General features: G+C 73.8%; 2 protein-coding genes. One reads left to right on the forward strand and one right to left on the reverse strand.

The genetic code is table 11. The features are described from left to right. Positions 1 to 372: 372 nt before the first annotated feature. Entirely contained in the window at positions 373 to 1,071 is a 699-nt protein-coding gene (locus E2C05_RS30675; protein WP_133223401.1) for an alpha/beta fold hydrolase, read from the reverse strand. 309 nt (positions 1,072 to 1,380) lie between these two features. On the opposite strand from E2C05_RS30675, the gene E2C05_RS30680 reads away from it, so the two are divergent. Then, on the forward strand, positions 1,381 to 2,874 hold a 1,494-nt coding region (locus tag E2C05_RS30680), incomplete at its 3' end, for a DEAD/DEAH box helicase (protein ID WP_133223402.1).

A 2,874-nucleotide genomic window follows, 5' to 3' on the forward strand; every position in this document is an offset into this window, starting at 1 on the left:
GGCGCCCGGCGAAGGCCCTGGCCGCGGCTGGGACCGCGGCCTGCCGCCGGCCGGCCAGCGCCAGGCGCCTTGCCCGGCGGGAACGCGCGCCGTCGCTGCCCTGGCGCGCCCGGAGTCGGTGCGCTGCCTGCCGGATTAGGGCGGATCGCGGGGCGGCATCGGGCATGGCGGGAAATGGCACCCTGCCCGTCCAAAGGCCCCCGCCCTGAAGAACCGCTCCCGCCGCATCGCACGACCCGGGCCGCGCACCGCCGGACACCGCGCCCAGCCGGTCGGCGGCATGACCCTGAAATGGCCGAAGCGCCGGCCAGCCCTGCCGCCCGTGGCGACGCCGGCGACGGGCGGCCGCATCGCGGCACGCGCGCCGCCGACTCAGCCGGTCAGCCAGTCCCGCAGCAGCGCCGTCACCGCCTCCGGCATCTCGATGGGCGGCAGGTGGCCGCAGCCGGACAGGCGGCGCAGCACCGCGCCAGGGATGCCGGCGGCGATCTCCGCCGCGAGGTCGGGCGGGGTCAGCGCATCCGCCTCACCGACCGCGACCAGGGTCGGGACGCGGATCCCCGGCAGGTCCGGGCGGCTGTCCGGGCGGCCCAGGATGGCTGCCTGCTGCCGCAGGAAGGCCTCGCGCCCCACCCGCTCCGCCATCGCCATCACCGACTGGCCCACCGGCCCGGCGACGTGGTCCGGATGCACGAGTTGCGGCAGCAGGCGCGGTGTCACCCCACGGAACTGGCCGGTCCGGGTCAGGGCCATCAGGCCGCGGCGGCGCCGCGCCTGCTCCGGCGTGTCGGGCCGGGCCGAGGTGTCGAGCAGCGCCAGCCGCGTCACCCGCTGCGGGGCCTGCCGCAGGATCTCGAAGGCGAGGTAGCCACCCATGGAGAGGCCGCACAGCGCGAAGCGGTCGGGCGCCGCCGCGAGGGCCCGGCGCGCCATCGCCGGCAGGCCGTCGTCCAGCGTGGTGTCGGCGATCCGGCAGGCGGCCAGGCCGGACAGGCCGGCGACCTGGTCCTGCCAGAGGCGGGCATCGCAGAGCAGGCCGGGGAGAAGCAGCAGCGGGACGGCATCGGGCATGGCGCTACCGGCTTAGAGCGGAACCGCGACTGGCGGAACAGCGCCGCCAAGGCCCCGCAAAGCTTGATTTTCTGCCTCCGAGGGCGCATATGCGGGCCGGACCTGGAACGGCGGCCCTCGTTGCGTGGCGCGCCGGGCGTCGGTTTTCGGCCCGTGTCGCCCAGCCTTTCGTGCTGGGGCCCGGCCGCCTTGCCGCCGCCGTCCCGGCGAAGGAACCGACCGCTCTTGAACGATAGCTCCGACCGGCCTGCCGATGTGGCGGCCGACCACCCGCACAACCGCCCCGAGACCGACACCGCCGCTGCGCCCATGGCCGCAGCCCCCGAACCCGCGCCCGCGGAGCCCGAGCCGGCGCAGTCCGAGCCGGTCGAGCCCGAGCCGGACATCGCCGCCGAGGCTGCGCCCGAGCCGGCGATGGCCGAGCCCGTGGCAGCGGCGACCGAGGATCCGATCGGGGCCGAGGCGGCGGCCGCGGAGGACGACGCGGAGGACGCGGAGTCCGACGACGCCGAGCAGGACTCGGACCAGGATGAGGACGAGGACCCGGAGGCCGAGGAGGAGGATGCCGCGCCGCGCGTCACCTTCGCCGATCTCGGCCTGTCCGAGCCGATCCTCCGCGCGGTGGCGGAGGCGGGCTACGTCACCCCGACCCCGATCCAGGAACAGGCGATCCCGATCGTCCTGATGGGCCGCGACGTGCTGGGCACGGCGCAGACCGGCACCGGCAAGACCGCCGGCTTCACCCTGCCGATGCTCGACATCCTGGCCAGCGGCCGGGCCAAGGCGCGCATGCCGCGCAGCCTGATCCTGGAGCCGACGCGCGAGCTGGCGCTGCAGGTCGCCGAGAATTTCGTGAAGTACGGCAAGCACCTGAACCTGGTGCATGCCCTGCTGATCGGCGGCGAGAGCATGAACGACCAGCGCGCCGTGCTCGAGAAGGGCGTGGACGTGCTGATCGCCACGCCCGGCCGGCTGCTGGACCTGTTCGACCGCGGCCGCATCCTGCTGGCGGACTGCAAGGTCCTCGTCATCGACGAGGCCGACCGCATGCTCGACATGGGCTTCATCCCGGATGTCGAGCGCATCGTCTCCCTGCTGCCGGGCATGCGGCAGACCCTGTTCTTCTCGGCGACCATGGCGCCCGAGATCAAGAAGCTGGCCGACGCCTTCCTGTCCAACCCGAAGGAGGTCAGCGTCTCCGCGCCCGCGAGCGTGGCGACGACTATCACCGCCGGCCTGCTCTGGACGCGCGAGCTCGACAAGCGGGAGGCGCTGCGGCGCCTGATCCGCCGCGAGGACGTGCAGAACGCCCTGATCTTCTGCAACAAGAAGATCGAGGTGGACATCCTCTACAAGTCGCTGAAGCGCCACGGCTTCTCGGTCGGCGCGCTGCATGGCGACATGGACCAGCCGACCCGCTTCGCCACGCTGAACAAGTTCAAGAACAACGAGCTGCAGCTGCTGGTCTGCTCCGACGTCGCGGCGCGCGGCATCGACATCGGCGGTCTGTCGCATGTCTTCAACTTCGACGTGCCCTACCGCGACGAGGACTATGTCCACCGGATCGGCCGCACCGGCCGGGCGGGCCGGCAAGGCGCCGCCTTCACCATCGCCACGGCCGATGACGCGCGGAACGTCGCGGCGATCGAGAAGCTGACCGGCATGCCGATCCCGCGCATCGAGGTCGAGGGGCTGGACCCGGTGAGCAACGAGGAGATCGCCGAGGCGGCGGCCCGGCCGAAGGGCCGCGGCCGCGGCGGCCGCGATGCCGGCCGGGGACGCGAGCGCGAGCGCGAGCGCGAC

The sequence above is a fragment of the Paracraurococcus ruber genome (assembly GCF_004353985.1).
Classification (GTDB): domain Bacteria; phylum Pseudomonadota; class Alphaproteobacteria; order Acetobacterales; family Acetobacteraceae; genus Paracraurococcus; species Paracraurococcus ruber.

Coding starts and splice junctions, on each gene's coding strand:
- E2C05_RS30675 (WP_133223401.1), bottom strand. CDS start 1,071: ATGCCCGATGCCGTCCCGCTGCTGCTTCTCCCCGGCCTGCTCTGCGAT.